At 66.4% G+C, this 20,238-nt stretch carries 20 protein-coding genes and 2 pseudogenes; 9 read left to right on the top strand and 13 right to left on the bottom strand.

All coding sequences use genetic code 11. The features are described from left to right. Positions 1-6: 6 nt before the first annotated feature. The 3 genes from uraD to ACFQE0_RS23660 are packed head-to-tail and all read right to left on the bottom strand — an operon-like array spanning position 7 to position 2,742. Entirely contained in the window at positions 7-516 is a 510-nt protein-coding gene (uraD, locus tag ACFQE0_RS23670; RefSeq protein ID WP_378973999.1) for a 2-oxo-4-hydroxy-4-carboxy-5-ureidoimidazoline decarboxylase, read from the bottom strand. A 14-nt stretch (positions 517-530) separates the two neighbouring features. Beyond that, positions 531-1,451 (bottom strand): allantoinase PuuE, encoded by a 921-nt coding sequence (gene puuE / locus ACFQE0_RS23665; RefSeq protein WP_378973997.1) that lies wholly within the window; start codon positions 1,449-1,451, stop codon positions 531-533. Positions 1,452-1,494: 43 nt separating this feature from the next. Then, on the bottom strand, positions 1,495-2,742 hold the full coding sequence (locus ACFQE0_RS23660) for a urate hydroxylase PuuD (protein WP_378973994.1): 1,248 nt from the start codon (positions 2,740-2,742) through the stop codon (positions 1,495-1,497). 276 nt (positions 2,743-3,018) lie between these two features. Here ACFQE0_RS23660 and uraH point away from each other — a divergent pair, with 276 nt between their 5' ends. After that, on the top strand, positions 3,019-3,372 hold the full coding sequence (gene uraH / locus ACFQE0_RS23655) for a hydroxyisourate hydrolase (RefSeq protein WP_378973991.1): 354 nt from the start codon (positions 3,019-3,021) through the stop codon (positions 3,370-3,372). Between the two features lie 30 nt (positions 3,373-3,402). Here uraH and ACFQE0_RS23650 read toward each other — a convergent pair whose 3' ends face one another. Beyond that, positions 3,403-4,557 (bottom strand): GNAT family N-acetyltransferase, encoded by a 1,155-nt coding sequence (locus ACFQE0_RS23650; RefSeq protein WP_378973989.1) that lies wholly within the window; start codon positions 4,555-4,557, stop codon positions 3,403-3,405. Positions 4,558-4,659: 102 nt separating this feature from the next. Beyond that, positions 4,660-5,229, bottom strand: a complete 570-nt coding sequence (locus ACFQE0_RS23645; protein ID WP_378975660.1) for a hypothetical protein — start codon at positions 5,227-5,229, stop codon at positions 4,660-4,662. Between the two features lie 303 nt (positions 5,230-5,532). On the opposite strand from ACFQE0_RS23645, the gene ACFQE0_RS23640 reads away from it, so the two are divergent. After that, complete coding sequence (locus ACFQE0_RS23640) at positions 5,533-5,787, top strand: hypothetical protein (RefSeq protein ID WP_378973986.1); 255 nt, start codon at positions 5,533-5,535, stop codon at positions 5,785-5,787. Positions 5,788-5,931: 144 nt separating this feature from the next. Further along, on the top strand, positions 5,932-6,183 hold the full coding sequence (locus ACFQE0_RS23635) for a hypothetical protein (protein ID WP_378973984.1): 252 nt from the start codon (positions 5,932-5,934) through the stop codon (positions 6,181-6,183). A 5-nt stretch (positions 6,184-6,188) separates the two neighbouring features. Here the strand turns inward: ACFQE0_RS23635 and ACFQE0_RS23630 are convergent, their stop codons facing one another. After that, positions 6,189-7,097, bottom strand: a complete 909-nt coding sequence (locus ACFQE0_RS23630) for a DNA-3-methyladenine glycosylase family protein (RefSeq protein ID WP_378973982.1) — start codon at positions 7,095-7,097, stop codon at positions 6,189-6,191. Between the two features lie 27 nt (positions 7,098-7,124). Next, the gene (locus tag ACFQE0_RS23625; RefSeq protein ID WP_378973979.1) at positions 7,125-7,568 is read right to left on the bottom strand and encodes a PACE efflux transporter; all 444 of its coding nucleotides are present in this window, start codon (positions 7,566-7,568) and stop codon (positions 7,125-7,127) included. A gap of 89 nt (positions 7,569-7,657) precedes the next feature. On the opposite strand from ACFQE0_RS23625, the gene ACFQE0_RS23620 reads away from it, so the two are divergent. The 5 genes and pseudogenes from ACFQE0_RS23620 (at position 7,658) to ACFQE0_RS23600 (ending at position 13,315) form a co-directional block, all read left to right on the top strand. Continuing rightward, complete coding sequence (locus tag ACFQE0_RS23620) at positions 7,658-8,557, top strand: LysR family transcriptional regulator (RefSeq protein ID WP_378973977.1); 900 nt, start codon at positions 7,658-7,660, stop codon at positions 8,555-8,557. A 140-nt stretch (positions 8,558-8,697) separates the two neighbouring features. After that, on the top strand, positions 8,698-9,141 hold the full coding sequence (locus ACFQE0_RS23615) for a hypothetical protein (protein ID WP_378973974.1): 444 nt from the start codon (positions 8,698-8,700) through the stop codon (positions 9,139-9,141). A gap of 570 nt (positions 9,142-9,711) precedes the next feature. Continuing rightward, positions 9,712-11,870: pseudogene (locus tag ACFQE0_RS23610) on the top strand (sensor domain-containing protein); the annotation flags it as partial. 57 nt (positions 11,871-11,927) lie between these two features. Next, positions 11,928-12,731 (top strand): putative bifunctional diguanylate cyclase/phosphodiesterase, encoded by an 804-nt coding sequence (locus ACFQE0_RS23605; RefSeq protein WP_378975658.1) that lies wholly within the window; start codon positions 11,928-11,930, stop codon positions 12,729-12,731. A gap of 29 nt (positions 12,732-12,760) precedes the next feature. Next, positions 12,761-13,315 carry a pilus assembly protein PilZ gene (locus ACFQE0_RS23600; protein WP_378973972.1) on the top strand — a complete coding sequence of 185 codons (555 nt, stop codon included), beginning with the start codon at positions 12,761-12,763 and terminating at the stop codon, positions 13,313-13,315. Positions 13,316-13,362: 47 nt separating this feature from the next. Here the strand turns inward: ACFQE0_RS23600 and ACFQE0_RS23595 are convergent, their stop codons facing one another. The 6 genes and pseudogenes from ACFQE0_RS23595 to ACFQE0_RS23570 form a co-directional block, all read right to left on the bottom strand. Further along, positions 13,363-13,824, bottom strand: a complete 462-nt coding sequence (locus ACFQE0_RS23595) for an AMP-binding enzyme (protein ID WP_378973969.1) — start codon at positions 13,822-13,824, stop codon at positions 13,363-13,365. Positions 13,825-13,925: 101 nt separating this feature from the next. Continuing rightward, positions 13,926-14,969, bottom strand: a pseudogene (locus ACFQE0_RS23590) (AMP-binding protein); the annotation flags it as partial. Between the two features lie 14 nt (positions 14,970-14,983). Continuing rightward, positions 14,984-16,372, bottom strand: coding sequence for a hypothetical protein (locus tag ACFQE0_RS23585; protein WP_378973967.1), 1,389 nt, complete (start codon positions 16,370-16,372; stop codon positions 14,984-14,986). Positions 16,373-16,396: 24 nt separating this feature from the next. Beyond that, a complete protein-coding gene (locus ACFQE0_RS23580) occupies positions 16,397-17,128 on the bottom strand; it encodes a Coq4 family protein (protein WP_378973964.1) in 732 nt (243 codons plus the stop codon). A 13-nt stretch (positions 17,129-17,141) separates the two neighbouring features. Next, on the bottom strand, positions 17,142-18,707 hold the full coding sequence (locus ACFQE0_RS23575; protein WP_378973962.1) for an oligosaccharide flippase family protein: 1,566 nt from the start codon (positions 18,705-18,707) through the stop codon (positions 17,142-17,144). Between the two features lie 3 nt (positions 18,708-18,710). After that, a complete protein-coding gene (locus tag ACFQE0_RS23570; protein ID WP_378973959.1) occupies positions 18,711-19,688 on the bottom strand; it encodes a thioesterase domain-containing protein in 978 nt (325 codons plus the stop codon). Between the two features lie 330 nt (positions 19,689-20,018). On the opposite strand from ACFQE0_RS23570, the gene ACFQE0_RS23565 reads away from it, so the two are divergent. Further along, entirely contained in the window at positions 20,019-20,237 is a 219-nt protein-coding gene (locus ACFQE0_RS23565) for a hypothetical protein (RefSeq protein WP_378973956.1), read from the top strand. Position 20,238 lies beyond the last annotated feature (1 nt).

Here is a 20,238-nt window from a genome sequence, read left to right as displayed (position 1 = left end):
ACCGGCTCAGCCCTCGATCAGGGCTTCCAGACGCAACGCCGCGATGCGCCCGACCTGCCGGAGGGCTTCCGCCCGCTCGGCCTCGGCATCGTTCTCGAGTCGCTCTTCGAGCCGCGCGAGGATCGTCTCGCGGTCGAGCCCTTTCACGGCGATGATGAAGGGGAAGCCGAACTGGTCGGAATAGGCGCGGTTCAGGGACTGCATCCGCGCCACCGCATCGACCGGCGCGGCAAGCAGTCCGCTGCCGTCCTGCTCGCTGCGGGAATGGGCGGTCAGTTCGCCGCGCTGGGCCGCGCGCCCGGCGAGTTCCGGGTGGGCGCGCAGCAGGGCGAGCTTCCTGTCCTCGTCGGCCCCCGCGACCACCGCCTCCATCGCGCCGTGCAGCGCCTCGCGCGAGGCGAAGGGCCGTTTCGCGCACGCCGCTTCGGCGACCCACGGCGAATGTTCGTAGATCTCGGCGAGACGCGCCACGAAGGCGTCCTGAGGCAGCGCATTGAGTTCGGACAGGGCGGTCATGGACGCAAGCGTTCCTACGCGGTCGCGGGGTGGTGGGTCGCCCAATGGCGGGCGATGTCGATGCGGCGGGCGACCCAGACGTCGGGATGGCTCAGCACATGGTCGATGAAGCGGGCGAGGGCGGGGAGGCGCGCGGGCCGCCCGACGAGCCGACAATGCAGGCCGATCGACAGCATCTTCGGGGCGTATGCGCCCTCCGCGTAGAGACAATCGAACGCGTCCCTGAGATGCGCGAAGAACTGCTCGCCGGAGGGGAAGCCGCCTGGAATGGAGAAGCGCATGTCGTTCGTATCGAGGGTGTAGGGCACCACGAGGTGGTCATTGCCCCCGACGCGGACCCAATAGGGCAGGTCGTCGGCGTAGCTGTCGGAATCGTAGAGGAAGCCGCCCTGCTCGACCACGAGACGGCGGGTGTTCGGGCTGTCGCGCCCGGTATACCAGCCGAGCAGCGTCTGCCCGGTCAGGCCCTGGATGGTCTCGACCGCGCGGGCGAGATGCTCTCGCTCAAGCTCTTCCGGCACGTCCTGGTAGGGCAGCCAGCGCCAGCCGTGCCCGGCGATCTCGTGCTCGTCACGCAGGAAGGCGTCCATCACCGCCGGGTTGCGCGCCAGCGCCTGGGCTACGCCGAAGACGGTGAGGGGCAAGCCGCGATCCCGGAACAGGCGCAGGATCCGCCACACCCCCGCGCGGGAGCCGTATTCGTACAGGCTCTCCATGCTCATGTGGCGGCTCGGGAAGGGCAGGGCGCCCGCGATCTCCGAGAGGAAGATCTCCGCATGGGGGTCGCCATCGAGGACGGAGCGCTCGCCGCCCTCCTCGTAATTCAGGACGAATTGCACCGCGACGCGGGCGCCGCCGGGCCAGCGGACGGTCGGCGGGTTCTCGCCGTAGCCGAGGAAGTCGCGCGGCAGGTCATCGAATGGCTTGTCGGTCACGGTTTTGGATCCTGTAACGCTCGAACGGGGCCCGAGCGGGATATCACTGCGCGGCGAGCCAGCGGGCCAGTTCCTGCCGCTCCTCGGGTTGCATGTCGGTGATGTTGTTCGGCGGCATCGCGTGGGTGAGCACGGCCTGGGTGCGGATGGCGGAGGCGAAGCGCGCCACATGCTCCGGCGTATCGAGCAGCACGCCCTTCGGCGGGGCGGCGAGATCCGGCCAGAGCGGCTCGGGAGCGTGGCACATGGAGCAGCGCGAGCCGATCACGCCCATCACCGTGTCGTCGACCAGGGCCACCTTCGAGGGCGTGACGCTGGCGGTCTGGGTCGGGGAGGCCGTGGTCGCCTCCCGCTCGACAGCGAGGCCGACCCGCTCGCGGACGCCGGGCGAGGTCAGGACGCTGATCGCCACCGCCGCCGCGACGCAGGCGCTCGCCACGCCCCAGGTCCACCAGCGGTCGCCGCCGCCCGCATTCCGCACGTTGAAGAAATGGCGCACGACGCCGCCCGCGATCACCACGAGGCCGACGATCATCCAGCTGAGGGAGGACGACCACGCCAGCGGGTAATGGCCCGAGAGCATGAAGAACAGGACCGGCAGGGTCAGGTAATTGTTGTGGGACGACCGGTTCTTGGCCTGCTTGCCCCAGGCAGGGTTGGGCACGCGGCCCGCCACCAGCTCGGCGATCGCCTTGCGCTGGTTGGGCATGATCACGAAGAACACGTTGCCCGTCATCCAGGTGGCGATGACCGCGCCGGTATGCAGCATCGCCGCCCGGCCGGAGAAGACCTGCTGAAAGCCGTAGGCGAAAGCGACGACGGTCGCGAACACGGCGCTCGCCAGGATGAGCGGGCGGTTCGCCAGCGCCGAGCGGTTCAGCCCGTCATAGATGAGCCAGCCGAGGGCGAGGGCGCCGAGGCCGATGAACGCGCCCGTGGCCGGGGTGATGACCCGCACGGCCGGGTCGATCAGGTAAAGGTCGGCCTGCCCATAGTAGACCCAGCAGAGCAGGAAGAAGCCCGACAGCCAGGTCGAGTAGGATTGCCATTTGTGCCAGATCAGGTGCTCGGGCATCCGGTCGGGTGCCACGAGGTACTTGCGCACCTGATAGAAGCCGCCGCCATGCACCTCCCAGGCCTCGCCGCCCTTGCCCGCGGGAATGGCCGGGATGGCGCGCAGGCTGGCATCGAGGTGCATGAAATAGAACGACGCGCCGATCCAGGCGATCGCGGCGACGACATGGGTCCATCGAATGAGGAACCCGCCCCATTCATGCAGGATCGGATACATGGGACGGATATCCTCCGTTATCTGTCGCCGGGGCCGGGGTCGGCCGCGCCGTCGGCTCATGGTTGGGCCTGAGCCGCAGCAATAGATGTGCCTCGAACCGGGCCGGCCCGCGAGCCGCCCCCGCGCCAAGGACCTTCAAAATGGTTCGGAAAATGCGGGGCGCTTTTCGGGTTGCCGGAGCCCCCGGCGCATGGTCGTCTCGCGTGGCTTCACAGGCCCGGCAGAGATCACCCCACGAGGGCGACAGGTGCGGGCGTTTCCACTCCAGAGGGCGCCATGGGCCATCTCTCGACACATGTCCTCGACACCGCCTCCGGGAAGCCGGCGGCCGGCATCGCCATCGAACTCCGGCGCCTCGCGGATGACGGCACGGGCGAGACGATCGCCTCGGACGTGACCAATGCCGACGGCCGTACCGACGCCCCCCTGCTCGCGGGCGAGGCCCTGACGGCCGGGACCTACGAACTCATCTTCGCGATCGGCCCGTATTTCGCCAAGGCGGGCCTGACCGCCGGGCAGCCGTTCCTCGACCGGGTGCCGGTGCGGTTCGGCGTCTCGGATCCTGAAGCGAAGTACCACGTGCCGCTGCTCATCACCCCGTGGAGCTATTCGACCTATCGCGGGAGCTGAGCCCAAGCGCCACCGTCGCGGGGGGCGAACTCAGCCGGGGGAGGGTTCTCCGCGCGCCGGGGTGGCGCTCGCTTCCCCGTCCCGGCCGGGACGGCGCACAAGGTGGCGCATTCGCGACAGGGTCTTGCGCAGGGCATCGATCGCGGCGCCCCGCTGCGTGATCGTCAGGCGGAAGGAGAGGATGTCGTGGCAAGCGCCCCGGCTCCAGAACCTCTTGTTGATCTCCGCGCCGCGTCCGAGTTCCACCGTCAGCCCGCGCTCGTGAGCCCAGCGCAGGCCATGCTCGTTCAGTACGAGGCCCGGGGAATGATGGCTCCAGGCAGGATCATAGCCCGCGATGATCCAGTCCATGTGCCGGGTGCTCATGCTGGTCAGCATCGCGGCGACCACCTCGCCGTTCACCGATAGGGCGAATACGATGCAGTCCGTCGCGGAGGAATCCCCTGCCAGGTCACGCAGGAAGCCGTCATAGGCCGCAGCCGTCAGCCAAGGGCCGTGCTTGCCGGTCTTGTCCGCCCAGTGACGCTTCTGTTCCAGGATCCAGCGGGCGAGACTCGCCCTCCGCTGCGGGTCGGTTTCCGCCGCGAACGTCACCTCGCCGGCTTTGGCGAGGGCCCTGTGCTTCTTGCCGAGGGTCCTGCGCGTGTTGGCACTGAGAGACGCATAGTATTCGTCGAAGCCCATCGTCTCGGGCCAGCGCACGTAAGGGGCGATGTCCGGGTTGATGCCCACCCCGCCGATCCGCCGTGAATCGGTAGTTACGACCTGATGAAGCGGCGAGCCGAGCTTGATGTAGTCGAGCCAGACGATGTCGGCGCGGGAGGTCCGCTTCATGAACGCCCAGGCCGCTGCCGTTCGTGGCACCGCTTCCGGCCCCGGCTCCGTCAGCACGGAGGTCAGCTCCCCGGCCTGAGGCCCGAGCTGGGTTACCATGGACCACAGGCCATGCCGCCGCCGGACGACGAGGGGCCAGAGGAAGACGAGGCGCCCCTCCCGCCGACCGGCAATGGCGTGGAGGCGGCGCGGGGAGGGGTCCCCGTCGTTGTTCCAGGCATGGAAGCAGGCGCGCTCCGTCTGGACGTGATCGCCGTCGGCGGCGCGCCAGAGGGCATCCCAATCTGGTTTCAGGCGCCACAGCTCGGCGGGGTCCGTGACGGCTTCCCAGACGAGAGGCGACGTGTCCATCGTCGAAGTCTCACACGAGCGGTTGGCAACCCGATTATTGGCCAAACTAAAGACGATGGGCGTTGAGGATTCATTGCGACACGCCTGCGGGGCAGGCGGCCTCTACGGCGTGCGGCACTCCATCGCCGCCGCCGCCTCGATCACGCTGAGAGCCCGGCGCCGGACCTCCAGCGAGGCCTTCGGGCTGTCCGAGACGAGGGTAGCTTCCCGTTTGAGCGTCGCGTCACAGGCGCATGAACTGTATCCGGCCGTGTCATAGCAGGCATCGTGGCGCATGCAGGCGGCGTCGAGATCGTCGGTCGGAGGCAACCCCTCGCCGCGCTGTCCCTTCCCGCAATAGTTGCCGTGGAACAGTTCCTTGCCCGCGACGACTTGGCCGAGGTCGCCCTTCGGCGGAGCCGGCTCCTCAACGCGCCCGCTGGGGTTGGGCTCGTTGGCTGGTCCGCCCGCCCGGGAGCCCGACGAGCGCAAAGCCTTGGGGATGCCGGAGCGTTCGCCGGGCTCGCCCAGGGACTCGCCCGCGCGTCCGTTGGGGTCCGAGAGATCGGGCAGGGGAGGCGGCGGGCCGGGGCGAGGCTCGCTGTCCTCGACCGCCTGCGGCTCGACCGAATTCTGTGCGAGCGCGCCGTGCGCGGACAGCAGGGCAGTGGCCAGCAAGACCAGACTCAACACGCGCACCATGGACGATTCCCCGCAGCGGCTCCGCTTCGGGCCATTACGGCGTACGGCCCGAAACCGTTCCGCGCGGGACTACGCGGCTGTGTTGTCTCCCATTCGGCTCTTCGATGCGATTGAGCCACCTAGAGAACGCCAAGATGAAGCTCGGCTCCAATACGACACGCAGATGAAGTCAGGCGCCACCGCTCGCCAGATGAACTTCACATGAACGCAAATTAAGTGACAATGATCATTGAATTTGGAACAATATCATTCCTGTAAGCATTGATCGCTCAAATTCGTAATTGGAGACTGAGCATGAAGAAATTCGTCATGACCTTGGCTGCCGGTGCCGCGCTCCTGGGCGCGGCCTCCTCCGCCCAGGCCCACGAGTGGGGCAGCGGGTACGGCTACGGTGTTGCGCCGGGCTACGGTCACTCGCGGGTCATCGTGCGCGAGGGTTATCGGGACGGCTACCGCGGCGCGCGCTTCCGGGACCATGATTGGGACCGTCCCGCCGTGCGCGTGATCGAGCGCCGCAGCCACCGTCATTACAACGATTGGGACGACTGATCCCGGTTCGAACCGGATTAAGGCTCGAGGGGCGCCCTTCCAAAGGCGCCCCTTTTTTGTGGGCCTGACAGCCTCTCAGCGTGCAACGCTTTCCCGCCCCTCCGGCTTTCTGCCCCGTTCATCGATATGAGGAGGGGCGCCATCATGCTGGTACGTTCGATCACGACCGCGCTGTTTCTGTCTGCGACGACCATTTCCGCCCTCGCCGCCCCGATGTCGGCCGACGACAAGGCCGCGCTTCAGCAGCAATGCATGGGCGATTTCACCACCTTCTGCGGAGACATGCCGCCTGAGGAGGGCCCCGAGACGCAGGCCTGTTTCGAGAAGAACATGGCCAAGCTCTCGCCCGGCTGTCAGGGCGCGATCCAGAGCTTCAAGCAGGGCAAGAAGGGCTGAACGGCTCAGGCCGCCGGTCCCTTGAGAGCCGTGCTGTGGAGCCGGGCGGCGTCATGCGCCCAGAGGTGCAGCACGGCATAGGCACGCCACGGCCGCCAAGCCTCGGATCGCGCGTCCAGGGCCTTGGCGGTCGGGCGGCCGGCCTCATTTTCGAGCGCGCGGAGCAGGCCGATATCCCCCGTGGGGAGGGCATCCGCTTCGCGTAAGGCACGCATGGCGATGTACTGCGCTGTCCAATCGCCGATGCCGCGCAACGCCTTCAGGCGGGTAACGGCCTGAGCGAGACCTTGGCCGGGATCGAACAGGTCCGGTTCCGCAAGAATCGCGGCGGCCAGCGCACGGATGGCAGCTCCTCGCGCCCTGGGCATGTTGAGCGCCAGCGCGACATCGGCCTCAACGAGGGAGGAGGGTGGCGGGAAGAGATGGCTCAACCCCGGCTCGGAGACGCCATCCAGCGGCGTGCCGAAGGCCGCGACCAGCTTCCCCGCCAGACGGGTCGCGGCTGCGACCGAGACCTGCTGCCCGAGGATGGCACGAACCGCGAGTTCGAACCCGTCCCAGGCCCCCGGCACCCGCAAGCCGGGACGGGCCGCGACCAGCCCGGCCATGAACGGATCGCTCGACAACGCCCGCCCGATCGCCTCCGGATCGGCTTCGAGATCGAGCAGACCCGCGGCCCGCGCGGGAGCATCGCAAGCCGGCCCCGTCACCGTCAGAAGGACGGCATTCCCGTCCGTGAGCGCGATCCTGACGACGCCGTGCGTCCCGCCCGAGGCGAAGGTGCGGGCGTAGAAACCGGGGCCCGCGAGTTCCACGCCCGGAATGGCGCGGGCGGCGAGATAGCCCTGCACCCCGTCCCAGTCGTAGGGCGCCTTGAACGGGAGACGGATGCTCTCGGTCGCGTTGGGCTGCATGGCTCCTTCGTTAGCGCAGAACCCACCTCAATGGGACGGCTTCGCCTCGATCTCGTTCCAGCTGGGAAGCGGGAATGTCCAATCGTAGGCGAGATTGAACACGAAGGCGTAGGCCACGTAGAAGGCGGCGATCGCCAGATCCATGAAGAACGCCTCGACCAGGCCGATGCCGAGGTACCACGCGATCGGCGGCATCAGGATCATCAGCAACCCCGCCTCGAACAACACCGCATGGGCGACCCTCAGGACGAGGCTCTTGCGGGTGTGCCCGATCAACCGCTGCATCGTCCGGTCGAAGCCGAGATTGTAGACGTAGTTCCAACTCGTCGCGACAAGGGCGCTGCCGACGCCAATGACGCCCATGTCGGAGGCGTGCAGGCCGAACACCGCACTCCCCAGGGGAATGATCAGAAGGAGGCCCACCACCTCGAACAGGATGGCGTGCCGGATTCGGTCTCGCGTGCTGCGCATGGTCTCGCTCTGGAAAGCTGGATTTGTTGGCCGCTTTCTATCTGCGATAACCCGATCAGCAAGTTGGGACGTATCTGAGAAACAGATAGATGGCGATCTCGCTGGATCAGCTTCAAGCGTTCGTGGCAGCCGCCGAGGCTGGATCCTTTTCCGGGGCGGCGCGGGCCTTGCGGAAGGCACAATCGGCGGTCAGCACGCAGATCGCCAACCTCGAGACGGATCTCGGCCTCGTCCTGTTCGATCGGACGGGCCGGAATCCGGTCCTCACCCCGGCGGGGGAGCGGCTACTGCTGGAAGCGCGCGTGGTGCTCGACCGGCGGGAGCACCTGATCGGCGTCGCGAGCAGCCTCGAGCAGGGGATCGAGAACCGGCTGGTCGTCGCCATCGACGAACTCTATCCGGAGCATGCCCTGGGCGCCCTCTTCGCCGATTTCGCCCAGGTCTTCCCCTTCGTGGAACTGGAGTTGCTCTTTCCGCTGATGGAGGATGTCAGCCGGATGGTGCAATCCGGCGCCGCCGACCTCGGCGTGATGTGGCGACAGGAGGTCCTGCCCACGGAACTCGGCTTCCAGACCATCGGCTGGGTGCCCCTGAAGTTCGTTTGCGGCCGCGATCATCCGCTCGCGAAGGAGCGGGTGGAGTGGGAGGAGTTGAAGCGCCACCGGCAGATCCTCGTGGCCGCGCGCGGCGACGGGCCGGAGAAGCGGCGCCTTCGGGTGGCTGCCGAGGTGTGGTGGGTGGAAAGCCACTGGGTCATCCTGGAAATGGTGAAGCATGGCATCGGCTGGGCCTTCGTCACCGACCACGTGATCGCCGCATCCCTCACGGCGCCGTATCTCGTCACGCCGGAGCTTCGGTTCGATCAGGGCGACTGGCCCATCGCCCTTGAACTGGTCTGGCACAAGCAACGCCCCTGCGGCCCTGCCGCAGCCTGGCTTCGCGAACGCTTTGCGGCGCAGAGGATCGGCGCACAGCCGGGGGAGGGTTGACCGGAACTCGGGCCGGGGGGATGCGCCTCGTCTCGCCCCGGTGCGGCCTCAACCACCCGGAACGTCCCCGTCTCCGCACTCTTGAAGCTGCGCCGGAGCCTTTCCTGGCACCGCATGATCGTCCGCAAGAGGGAACCCGGATGAAGGTCACGACCTGCGCAATCCTGGCATGCTTGGTGGCATCCGGTGCCGCCGCCCAGTCTGCGGGCCAGCCCATCGCCAGCGAGGGAGACTGGATCCTCAGGAAATCAGACGACGCCTCGACCTGTATCGTCACACCCAAAGCGCAATCTCGGATCCAAGTCACGCAAGACCGGCTCGAAGTGACGGGACTTCCGAAGAAATCGATCTTCAACTATCAGTTCAGGATCAATGATCAGTCCGTGTCCAACTTCATGATACCTACGGCGGACATGCAGGATGCTGGTCTCGTCGCGCTGGATGGCGAAGCCTTCAAAGCGATCCTCGACGGGCAGCGTTTCAGAATTCGCATTCTGGACAAGTGGCACGAAGCGATCACGGAGGATGTCGGCCTCGCGGGGTTGCGTAGCCTTCATCGGAAAATCGCGAGCGACTGCCGCTGAGGACAGCGCCGGTAGCCAAGCAAACTTCATCCGCGCCGGCTGCACAGACAGATCGTCGCAGCGGATGCGCAGCTTATGTCCGAAACAATACTTGGGCAATCACAACATAAGTCAGCTATTGTACAAAAATCGCCATTTCCACGGGACGGAGCTAGTTCATCGACACCGCCCTAGTAGAAACGCATCATAGTAGAAATTATGTATTCACTTCTTTACAGCAAGCCTATCCTGCCACGTTAACGGTCGTTCAATTGTCGACGACCAAGATCAACGTCAGGTTTTAGATGCCGGGAACGTGTCCCGGGCCACCTAGGGCCGGGTTCTCGACGGTAGCATCCAAAACAATTTCGGATTCGAAGGGCCATCATGCCGAAGCCGGATCGAGGTCTCCTGGTCAGGCTCTTGGTCCGTGTCGGCGCACGTATGGCCTCGATAGTCCGGACAATCGCGGGCGGCGTCTCCGCTCAATTCGTCGAGCCGTTCAGGCTCGACAGCTTCGATAATCGTGTCCGGCCATAAGGCACCAACCGGACCGGTTCACGTCGCAATCGGCGACACAGACGACGACTGATGACGGGTCTGACGATGGACGACTTCCGCGCTCCGACGATACCGGATGGCACAGCACACCGACCGGAATCGGCGCCGACGGCGAGACGGGACGGCCGTCTCGATACCATCTGCCGGATCGCCGCCAAGCTGTTCGGAACGCGGTACGCTTTCGTCGGCTGGTACGATGCGGGACGACACCTCATCATCGGCCACGCGGACTTGGCACCGGACGGCTCTCAGGACGTCAGCCACGACTGGCCCGGAGCGGAAGACGCGGCTGAGCGCCCCCTCGTCATCCTCGATACGCAGGGAGATCCACGCTTCCTCGCCGGTATCCCTGCGGGGCTGACCGGGCAGGGCCATAGGGCCATCCTCTGGATCGCCGATGTGAAGCCATGGGCTCGTTTCGAGGCCGAGCAAATCCGCCAACTGAGCGAGATCGCGACGCTGGTCGCCGGCCATCTGAGCCTGAGCGATCTGCACGAGCGGCTCGCCAGCAAGGTTCAGGTGCTGCTCGACATGGGCGTGCGCCACGCCATCGATGAAGCCGTGCGCGACAGCGAGGCACGCCACCGCGCGCTGGCCGAGGCACTGCCGCAGATGATCCTGATCAGCAGCGTGGCGACCGGAGAGACGACCTACGTCAACCGGAACTTCGAGGAGTATCACGGCCCGATCGGCTCTTCCCGGGAGGCCCGGCTCACGCTCGTCCATCCCGATGACCTCATGAGCCTGAACCGGGTCTGGGGTGAGGCGCAGACCAGGGAGGTTCGGTCCGAAATCGAGGTGCGGCTGCGCCGCTGGGACGCAACCTACCGCTGGCACAAGGTCGTGGTGGCGCCGATCCTTCTCAAGGGGAACATCGTCTCGGTGCTCGGCACCGCCCTCGACATCGACGAGAGCGTGAAGGCGCGGCGTGACCTCGAGCAAACGACGGAGCGTCTACGGCTGACCCATGTCGCTGCGGGCGCAGGCGAGTACGTCTGGGACATGCGCACCGGCCTCGTCAGCCTGTCGCCGGTGAGCGCGCGGCTGCATGGCCTGCCGGTCCCCGACGATGCACAGGATGCACCCGTGATCGTCTCGATGGCGCAACTGAAGACCCGCATCCTCGCCGCAGATCTGCCCCGGGTCCGGCGGGCGATCAAGCGCGCCGAGGCGGGACAGGCGACGAACATCACCGAGTACCGGACCCGGACAAGCGATGCTGCCGGAGGGCAACGCTGGATTGAATCGCATGGGCGCGCCATCGCCGAGGGGAACGAAGACAAGCCCCTTCGCTTCGTCGGGCTGCATCTCGACGTGACTGACCGCCATCGCGCCGAGGAGGCGTTGCGCGCGAGTCGCGAGCACCTGCGCATCAGTGAGGAGCGTCTGGCGCTCGCCCTGAACAGCGGCGGGGATGGCCTGTTCGACTGGAATCTGACGACCGACGCGCTCTGGACCTCCCGGGGCTGGCTGTCGAAGCTCGGCTACGACAGCGACGAATCCACCGGATCCGGCGGCTTCTACCTGTCGACCGTCCACCCCGACGATCGGGAGGCCGTGAGGGCCCAGCTCGTTGCGCATCTCAAGGGCCAGATCCCCGCCGTGGAGACCGAATACCGGTACCTGAGAGCGGAGGGAGGTTTCGTCTGGGTGCTCAACCGGGCCCGCGTGGCGGCGCGCGACGCGGCGGGCCGTGCCCTGCGTCTCGTCGGCACCTTGATCGATATCTCGCGCCGCAAGGAGGCCGAGATGCACATCGCCCATCTGGCCCACCACGATGCTCTGACGGACCTGCCCAATCGCACCCTCTTCCGGCAGAACCTCGACCGGATGCTGGCGCAGACGGAACACGGGCGCGACCACTTCGCCGTGCTCGCCTGCGATCTCGACGGGTTCAAGACCATCAACGACACGCTCGGCCACCTTATCGGCGATGCGGTCCTGCGGATCGTCGCTAGCCGTCTCTGCGCGATGGTTCGGGCGAACGACACGGTTTCCCGGCAGGGGGCGACGAGTTTGCGGTCATCCTCGGCAACATCGACGGCGAGGCCGAGGCCTGCGCCGTCTGCCAGCGGATCATCGCAGCCATCGATGAACCGATCCAGGTCGATGGCCTCTCGATCGACCTCACGATCAGCATCGGCGTCGTTCTGGTCTCCGGCGCGGAGGTTTCGGCCAAGGATGTCCTGACACGGGCCGATACGGCGCTGTACCGGGCCAAGGCCCTGGGCCGGAACACTTACAGCTTGTTCGAGGCAACGGCGCATGCGCGCACCGCCACACGCAACCTGCTGGCCCTGGACATGAAGGAGGCGATCCGCCGGGGTGATTTCTTCCTCGTCTACCAGCCGGTCATCGATATCGCGAGCGGCGCCGTCACCAGTTTCGAGGCGCTGATGCGCTGGCAGCATCCGGTCCACGGCATGATCTCGCCGGCCGACTTCATCCCGGTGGCCGAGGAAACCGGGATGATCGTCCCCCTCGGTGCCTGGGCGCTGCAGGAGGCCTGCCGCGAAGCGCAGACTTGGCCGGAGCAGGTGCGGGTGGGCGTCAACGTCTCTCCGGTCCAGTTCCGCGGCGGCCTGGAGGAGCACGTGAAGACGGCGCTGGTCAATGCGGCCATGCCGGCTCAGCGGCTGAAGCTGGAGGTCACCGAAAGCGTGCTGATGCGCGATGCGGACGACGCCTTGGCTTGCCTTCACCGGCTGCGTGCCCTGGGCGTGCGGATCGCCCTCGACGATTTCGGCACGGGGTATTCGTCGCTCAGCTACCTGCGCCGTTTCCCGTTCGACAAGCTCAAGATCGACCGCACCTTCATCCGCGACATCGCCGACCCGGACGCGGCGGCGATCGTCCGGGCCGTGGCCGGGCTCGGCGAACGGCTAGGGATGGTGATCGTTGCGGAAGGGGTCGAGACCGAGGAGCAACTCGCCCTCGTTCGCCGGGAAGGATGCACCGAGGTTCAGGGCTTCCTGTTCAGCAAGCCGCTTCCGGCGGAAGAGGCGCGGGCTTTCCTGAGGTCGCGGCGCTGTGAGCAGGATGCGGCATGAACGTGATCGACCCTGCGGAGTCCTCCCCCATGAAGCCGGTGAGAGTCGCCGGACGGCTGTCGCTCGACGGCGGAGGCGATCATCCCTGTCAGGCTGACATCACCTCGCCCGAGCGCGTGGTGATCACGGCGGCGGAGCCGGGCCGCGGCGGCGAGGCCGTCCTGTGCCGCCTCGATGGAATCGGCCTCATTGCCGGCCATGTCGCATCCCCGACAGGGACGGGCTTCACCCTGATTCCCGACCTGTGCGAAGCCCGCCGGGACCGCGTGGCGGCGCGCCTGATGTGGCTGCGGAACGGCATCGATCAGCGGGCCGCGCCGCGTATCGTGCCGTTGCACCGGACGGTCGTGATCCGCTCGGCTCACGACATGATCGCCGAAGGCGAGATCGACGATCTGTCGAAGTCCGGGGCGAGGATCCGTCTCCTGTCCCCGCCCGCGAGCCACCGTCTCTGGATGCAGGGCCTGCCGGTCGCGGTCGGCAAGCGTTTCTCCGTCATCGTGCGGACGGAGCCGGGCCGGATCGCGGTTCGCTTCCACCTGCCGTTCAGCGACGAGACCTTCAATCCCAGCGTGATCCTGTAGCAGGCCTCGATAGTCGCCGGCGCGACCTTGCCCGAACGCGGCCGGTTCTACCCCACCGTGCGGGCGAGCTTGACCAGATCGGCTTTGAAATTCGCAAGGCGCGGTATCTCGTCGACGTAGACGATCCTGGACGGGACCATGTGTTCCGCCGTCGCGGCGGCGATGGCGGAACGGATGACCTCCTGAGACGGACGGGACGGGCCGCCCGCCTTGACGTAGACGGCAATCGAATCGGCCTCTTCCTGGCCTGCCGTCGCGACGGCCACGGCTTCATCGATGCCCTCGATGCCATGCATCGCCAGTTCGATCTCGCCGAGATCGGCCCACAGGCCGCGAACCTTGATCCGCCTGTCGATCCGGCCGACATACTCGTAGAGCCCATCGGGGCGCCGCCGCACGAGGTCGCCCATCGGATAGATCCGCGACGACGGATCTTCGTGATCTTCCAGGAACGGCCCGCTGGCGATGCGCCCGTTCTGCCAAGCCCCCAGCGCCATGGCGCCGCGCACGAGGAGCTGACCGGCGGCCTCATCGCCCCCGCCTCGGCGGCCGGCAACAGCGCAACTTGGCGGCCGGGCAGGAGATAGCCGACAGGGACCGTCTCGCCCTCGATCTTGCCGTCCTCGACGAACCAGCTGAACACCGCGCCCGCTTCCACCGACCCCATGGTGACGCTGATATGGCAGGTGGGGGGCAGCTTCTTCCGGAACAGGACGATGTCGCTCGCCAGGATCCGTTCTCCGTGCAGGTCGAGCACGCGGAGCGACCGGAAGGCCTGCTCGATGCCGTCGATTGCCAGGATCATGCGCAACGCGGACGGCACGAAGCTGAGGATCGTGACCTGTTCGCGGGCGATGATCTGCACGAGCTGTGCGATCCCGCCATGGACGTCCAGAAGCCGGATCTTCGCGCCCGTGCCGAGGGCGGCGAACGCATCGCGGCTACCACCGGTGCTGAGGGACGCCAGCCCCAGAATCACGTCGTCCTGATTGACGTGGAACATGTCGATGAACTGCCGCAGCGCCTGTCCGCCATAGCGACCGCCGCTGACGATGCCCTTGGGACGCCCGGTGCTTCCCGACGTGAAGCTGACGAAGAGGGGCGCATCCGGATCGTGGCGGTGGTCCGGTCGCGGCGCGTCAGCCTTCTCGTTCAGTTCGACGCGGACGACCGGCAGACCCGACGCGGCGTAGAGGTCGGGGAGGGGCGCCTGCTCGGGGAGCAGGATGAGCGCCGCACCGGATTGGTCGAAGATGGCCTTCTGCCGCTCGATCGGATGACCCGCGTCGATCGGGACCAGGATGCGGCCCGACATGGCCACCGCCATGATGATGACGGTCGATGCGCAGGTGTGGCCGCAGACGGACACGACCACGTCGCTCGGCTTCGTCGCGTCGAGGATCCGGTGGCACAGGGCGTACACGTTGTGCAGGAACACGCGATACGTGAGCGAGCGCGTGCCGTCATCGACCGCGATCTTATCCGGATAGCGGGCCGCTACCGTCTCGATCACGGCAATGCCGCCGATGTCCGGGAATGCGGCGGCCAAGGCGGCGTCGTAGGCCCGCTCCTCCGGCCCGGCATGATCGAGGGGCTTCGCGCCGCCCTTCTCCCACGCAAGTTCGCTGGCCGGAGTGGAGGTGTCGGATCGCATCTGAATGTCCTGAATCAGGCTGAGCCCGATGAGAGGGGAAGACCGCCCGCCTGTGCGGCGCCCACCTGAGCGTCCTGGGCTTGGCGCGCGCCCCACGGCCGGAGGGTGCGGGCCTTCGGCAGCGGTGTGCCGGCCATTCCGGCGGCATCGTCCAGAGGCTCCCCGGCATGGAGGCACCGGACCTCGGCCTGTACATGCAGAGAGCGGAGCAGGGCCGTGAGCGCGTTGGCCCGTGCCGTCTCGGACAAACGGCTCGTGAGGCTGATCGACAAGCCGTCATCATCGAGATGAGCCGAAACGTGCGTTCCCCGGGATGCCGCGAAGCATGCGACATCCCGCACGCCGGAATGGCCACCGAGGGAGGCCGGCCGCGATTTCCATGAGACGGTGAGCGCCGGATCGCAGGTTTCCCGTCGCTTGAGCCATGCCATCGCATGGTGCCTGCGCGGGTCACGCCCGATCAGCCGGTTGAGATTGCCGTCCCAATCCTCGTCGGCGAGGCGCCGCGCGCGGGCCGAGATCGTCCTCGCCATGGCGTAGGGATCGTCCGTCTCCGTCACCCGCACCGGCATCATGATCGATCCGGCGCCGAAGCCGAAGCCGTTGAGGGCCTCGAGACGGCTGCGCAGAACCTGAAGGTTCAAGAGGACGGGGGAGGCGAAGGGATCCGGGCTCGTGCGCGCGATGGCGAGGCTCGCCGCCGCCGCCAACAGGCTGCCGAACCCGCCTCCCTCCACACGCGCCGCGTTCAGGAGTCGAGCCGCCTCGGGCAGGGGTATTGTCGTCCCGGTGATGCCCGGCCCATGCGCCTCGATCGCGGAGGTCGAGAAGCCCCGAAACTGAAGGGCCAGGAATCCCGGAAGCCACGAGTGGAAACTCCGGGGCATCGAAGCCTGACGGGGCGTAGGCTGCGCGGGTTCGTGGGACGAGCCCTTGAGATACCGGGCCAGGTTCCCGACGAAATGGAGCATCGAGTAGCCGTCGGCGATGGCGTGGGCGAAGACGGCCTTGAACAGGACATCCTCTCCCACCGTCTCCAGCGCATAGGACCAGGGCCGCCCCTCGGGCCCGACCTTGAAGACCAGCGAGAAGCCCGCGTCGCAGGCGGGTCGCGGCGATAGGGAAGCATCGCCCACGGACCAGACGCGTCCATCCCGCCAAGCCAGATGCCGACACAGCAGGGGATAGTCGAGCGAGGCACGCCGGATTGCGGCCTCGACCTCGGCAATCCCGTGGCCCTCGAACCGCGCGATGATTCCGCAGGGCATGCCCACGCCCGCCGCATCCAGCGCCGCGTGCATGGAGGAGAGCGGGCCCAATGTGTCGAGCAGGCAGAGATCGTTCGTCTCAAGCCGGTCGCACGCGCGATGGCCATTGGACGCCGTGGCGACCATGGCGATCACGCGATCCCCCTGGCTGCGCGGTGGTCATAGCGGCTGTCTGTAGTCCTGGGTGAATTCGGGGAAGGCGTAGAAGCGCGGCGGAGCGATCGCGAGTTGCGCGCGGATCTCCGCAAGCGACTGATTGAGGCGGCCCTCCCAGGGGAGAAGGTCGAGCAGGCGCGAGGCCTTTCCCCGGCGATACGCCTCTTGTACCGCACGCCATGCGGGCACCTCGCCGTTGCGGCGCGGATGCAGCAGCCCGAGCAGCGCGAGAGCGCCGATGCCGAGATGGCCGGTCTGGCCGTAGCGGAACGCGAGGAGGCAGATCTCGCCGAGTTCGTCCGGCCCGTAGCCGGTCAGGACGTGGCGCAGATCGTGGCAGCAGTTCCAGCGCTCGCGGAACCACGCCTTGTCGCCGGTTTCCCCGGGACGCTTCAGCGTGGCGTTGACCTTGAGGTAGATGCCCTCGTCGAAGGCGTGCCTCTGCATGAATTCGAGATAACGCCGCCCGAGCGATCCCTCGGGGCAGCTCGCCAGCTTGGCACGATCCGCCAGCAGACCGATGCTCTGCGGCTGGCTTTGCAGCAAATCACGGCCTTCTGCCGTAGCCGCGAACTTGTTGTACATGGTGCGGAACGTGTTGCCCTCGGTGGCGAGGATGAAGCACGATCCATTGAAGAGGCGCCGCTTCGGGCTGACGACCAACAGCGCGAAATACTTCACGGAATCGATGGCGTTCCGGTGCCATGCCACCTCGGCGAAGGTGCCTGTGCTCATCCCGTCCTCTGAACTACGGAGACGTTGTCCCCCTCTGACGAACATCAGTTCCATTAAACATTCTGATTTTTAGCGTCAATGATTGGCGAAGATTTGACAGATCCGCAGCCAATTCATCCTTAAAAATCGTCGCTACGATCTTATGATGGTGGATTGCAACGAATACAAATGCAGACATGAGTGCGGCGTAGGAAATTACGCCGACCACGAACATAATCGTCGCCTGCCACCAATACGATGAAAAACTTTCAATCACGGCAGGCTTGATGATCATGAGCGCCGCCAGCATCACGGCTGTTGAAATCAACGCCGGAAGGGCGATCAAAACAAGAATTTTCGGATCAAGAGCCACATCCCGCAACATCCACCGCCATGTGAGCGGTATCAGAAGATAGACGCGCAAAGATCCGGCGGCAGCGATGCCGATGATCCCAAAATTGCTACCGATCGCTCCGACGACGATTGTCGCGATCAGCTCAAAGATCGAAATCTTGAGCAAGAGATCGTTTCTATCACTGCCGAAGAAGGCGGCGGACATGATCACATGGTAGTAGAGCGCGGGGGCGATCAAGCTCATGAACGGGAGGATCGCGGCCAGCGAATTCCACTTCTCGCCGAGCACAGCCGGAAGAACGACATCGGCCAGGGCAAACAACCCTGCGAAGATCGGAAAGAGCAAGGTCGAGCACAACAGTGCGGCGACCATCAATTCTGCCTTGAACCGGTCGGGCTGGCCGCGCAGCCGGGGCAAGACTGCGTAGGCGACCGCCAGTATCGGCCCGATCGTCACCTGGATCAGCAGCAGGACGATCTGCCCGCCAATTCGCAAAGCCGCCAGCGCCGCCGGACCGAGGCTGAGCCCGGCGATGAAGTCGAAGCCGCGATTGTTCAGGAAACCGACGATGCCGCTCATCCAGAGCCGGAAGGACCGCGGTCCGATCCTCTTCCATTCGTCGCCGCTCGGACGAGGCCGGGGACGGTAAGGTGCCAACACCCATGAGAGGCCGCCGACGAGGCAGGCCTGGACGAGAGCCGAAAGGACGAGGGCATAGTCCGGGCTTCCCTGCCGAATCGCGCCGAAGCCGACACCGGACGCTGCGACGGCGGTCGCGACGGTCCTGGCCGCGATGAGGCGGAAGCGCTTGCGCCGCTGAAGCAGCGCGTCGGACACCTGCCCGAGACCGGTGACGACGGGAACGATTGCGAGCAGCCGGAGCAGGGGCTCGATCCGCGGCTCGCCCATCAGGGAGGCCAGCGGGCTCGCGAAGGCGAGCATCACGGCGGCGATGACGAAGCCGTTGCAGGCCGCCAGCGTGAAGGCCGTATCGACGGTGGCACGGCGCAACCGCTTCTCCTGAAGCAGGCTGCGATGGAACCCGAGATCGGTCAGGGTCTGGACCAGTTCGGTGACCAGCAGGGCCAGGAGAGCCACGCCGAGGCCCGAGGGGCCCGCCGCCCAACCCGTGATGGTCAGGAGCAGGAAGCGCAGCATCCGGTCGATATAGGTGGCCCCGATCATGGCCAGGGTCACCGGGATCGGGCGCGCCCAGCGATGCCGGGACATCCTCACGCGCATCATCGCCTAGGCCCTACCGAGCTCTGCGCCGCGATGCGTGGCCTTAAGGAACAGCGCCCGGAGCGTCGGGACATGCTCGGGCATGAAGAGGGAGAAGTGATCCGCCTCGATAGGCTCTACTGTCAGATGGGGACACAGGGCGCGCCAACGTTCGAGGGACGATTGTGCGGTGAAATCCGTACCCGCGATGATTGTCGTCGGCACGTCGCAGACGCCGCCGGACCAGCGCCGGATCGCCCTGCCGCGGGCAATCGCGAAATACTCGCGCGTCCGCTGGATGATCCATTCGGGATCGCGCCTCCCGTAGGCTCCGATGATGAAGTCGCGCGCGCGCCGGTAGGCCCCGACGCCCATCAGGCCAAAGAACGTCAGTGTCGCCAGCCTCTCGCCCGGCGCGACGGCGCGCGGCGTCCCCGCACCCGCCATCGGCCCGGTTCGACGCCCGGCGGATCGCAGGGCTCGTTCGGCCGCGCGCTTGAGCGGGGCGATCCTTGAGGGGGCGAGCAGAGGGTCGATCAGGATCAGGGTTCGGACGGACTGGCCCCGCTCCATCAGTTTCCGGGCGATCTCGTGAGCGAGGACGGCTCCGTAACTCACCCCCGCGAGGGTCAGATCCCCCTGTACGCCCCGCTCCATGATCTGCTGCACCAGATGTCGAGCAACGGCGTCGATATCCGTTTGTAATTCGCAATCCGCCTCGATGCCAGGCAGCGGCTCCGAAGAAAACCGGGTCGTGTCCGGGAGGTCGTCGAGAAAGGCGAGGAAGGTGAGCTCCTCACCGAACAGCCCGGAGAGGATGATGCGCGTATGGCGAGAGGCCTCAGGGCCGGGAATGGGCTTGGCGCCGCCCGCCAGATTTTCGATCACGTCTGAGATCGTGCTCGTGGCGCCGATCTTGGCCAAGTTTATACTCATGCCGAGGGCCATCTCGAGCTTGAAGAACATCTCCATTGCTTTGAGCGAGGTGACACCCGCCTCAAGCAATGTTGAGTCCTCACGAAAATGATATCCCGGCATGCATTCGGACCAGATCCTCCGAAAAGCTGCGTCGACCTCGTTAATAGTCATGAAATCGATCTAACTGATTGATTTCACGCGGTCCAGATACCTCGCGGACGTAAGGTCCATGCCGCGTTTCTACCGAGGGCGCCCCGTCGTGTCTGTTTCCATTCGCCATGTCGGCGGCAGGGACAGGTCTTCTCTGTACAAGGAGCGGGGGTGGAATCGCGGCCGGGACCGGGCTCGGCGAAGCCGTGTTGCCACGCGGCCCCGGCCCGTCTACACGCGCCGCTTCCTTGGGCGAACGGGGCAGAGATGGGCGACGACGTGGTTGCTCTGCTGCTGGCTTTGGCCACCGAGAACGCGGAGCTGCGCGACCAGCTCGCCGCCGCTCAGGACATGCTCGTGGAAACGGCCATCGATGCCGGCAACCTGCACGCTTTGATCGAAGCCGTGCAGGTCGAGCGCGACGCGTGGCGCGCCCATGCGGAGGCTCTGATGCGGCAGGACGGGACGTCCCTGCCCAGGGCGTGAC

This window comes from Methylobacterium komagatae (genome assembly GCF_042661665.1).
GTDB classification, from domain to species: domain Bacteria; phylum Pseudomonadota; class Alphaproteobacteria; order Rhizobiales; family Beijerinckiaceae; genus Methylobacterium; species Methylobacterium komagatae.
This window is presented reverse-complemented; position numbering and strand designations above follow the sequence as displayed.

What these genes read in the sequence shown, in the direction of transcription:
- uraD (WP_378973999.1), bottom strand. Translation starts at nt 516, where the DNA reads ATGACCGCCCTGTCCGAACTCAATGCGCTGCCTCAGGACGCCTTCGTG.
- ACFQE0_RS23660 (WP_378973994.1), bottom strand. Translation starts at nt 2,742, where the DNA reads ATGTATCCGATCCTGCATGAATGGGGCGGGTTCCTCATTCGATGGACC.
- uraH (WP_378973991.1), top strand. Translation starts at nt 3,019, where the DNA reads ATGGGCCATCTCTCGACACATGTCCTCGACACCGCCTCCGGGAAGCCG.
- ACFQE0_RS23650 (WP_378973989.1), bottom strand. Translation starts at nt 4,557, where the DNA reads ATGGACACGTCGCCTCTCGTCTGGGAAGCCGTCACGGACCCCGCCGAG.
- ACFQE0_RS23640 (WP_378973986.1), top strand. Translation starts at nt 5,533, where the DNA reads ATGAAGAAATTCGTCATGACCTTGGCTGCCGGTGCCGCGCTCCTGGGC.
- ACFQE0_RS23635 (WP_378973984.1), top strand. Translation starts at nt 5,932, where the DNA reads ATGCTGGTACGTTCGATCACGACCGCGCTGTTTCTGTCTGCGACGACC.
- ACFQE0_RS23630 (WP_378973982.1), bottom strand. Translation starts at nt 7,097, where the DNA reads ATGCAGCCCAACGCGACCGAGAGCATCCGTCTCCCGTTCAAGGCGCCC.
- ACFQE0_RS23625 (WP_378973979.1), bottom strand. Translation starts at nt 7,568, where the DNA reads ATGCGCAGCACGCGAGACCGAATCCGGCACGCCATCCTGTTCGAGGTG.
- ACFQE0_RS23620 (WP_378973977.1), top strand. Translation starts at nt 7,658, where the DNA reads ATGGCGATCTCGCTGGATCAGCTTCAAGCGTTCGTGGCAGCCGCCGAG.
- ACFQE0_RS23615 (WP_378973974.1), top strand. Translation starts at nt 8,698, where the DNA reads ATGAAGGTCACGACCTGCGCAATCCTGGCATGCTTGGTGGCATCCGGT.
- ACFQE0_RS23600 (WP_378973972.1), top strand. Translation starts at nt 12,761, where the DNA reads ATGAAGCCGGTGAGAGTCGCCGGACGGCTGTCGCTCGACGGCGGAGGC.
- ACFQE0_RS23580 (WP_378973964.1), bottom strand. Translation starts at nt 17,128, where the DNA reads ATGAGCACAGGCACCTTCGCCGAGGTGGCATGGCACCGGAACGCCATC.
- ACFQE0_RS23575 (WP_378973962.1), bottom strand. Translation starts at nt 18,707, where the DNA reads ATGATGCGCGTGAGGATGTCCCGGCATCGCTGGGCGCGCCCGATCCCG.
- ACFQE0_RS23565 (WP_378973956.1), top strand. Translation starts at nt 20,019, where the DNA reads ATGGGCGACGACGTGGTTGCTCTGCTGCTGGCTTTGGCCACCGAGAAC.